General features: G+C 59.2%; 1 pseudogene. It reads right to left on the reverse strand.

What is annotated here, in order from left to right:
• Positions 1-311: pseudogene (locus tag M977_RS25620) on the reverse strand (HlyD family type I secretion periplasmic adaptor subunit); the annotation flags it as partial.

The raw sequence follows: 311 nt of genomic DNA on the forward strand, positions 1-311 counted from the left end.
CTGCTCCACACGTGCCGTTTCAACCGAGGCGATGGTTTTGGCGCGGGTGGAAGGAATGATTTTCCCGCTCGCCGTCACGATAATGTCCACTTTGCCAAACACCGACCACAGGAACAGGCAGAGAATAATCGCCATGAGTACTCGCGCGGTCCAGCGCCCGGCCGGTGATACCGGTGCCAGTTGCAGCGCCAGCGTGGCGGGTAAAAACTCGGTTTCTTCCGCCTTCAGTTTGGGCGGAGTGAGGGTATGACGCTGCTTCCAGAACCAGGAGAAATGGGTGCGGTAATGCTTCAGCAGCTCGCGCCATGCGG

Origin of the sequence: Buttiauxella gaviniae ATCC 51604 (genome assembly GCF_001654835.1) — a bacterium.
Lineage (GTDB): Bacteria > Pseudomonadota > Gammaproteobacteria > Enterobacterales > Enterobacteriaceae > Buttiauxella > Buttiauxella gaviniae.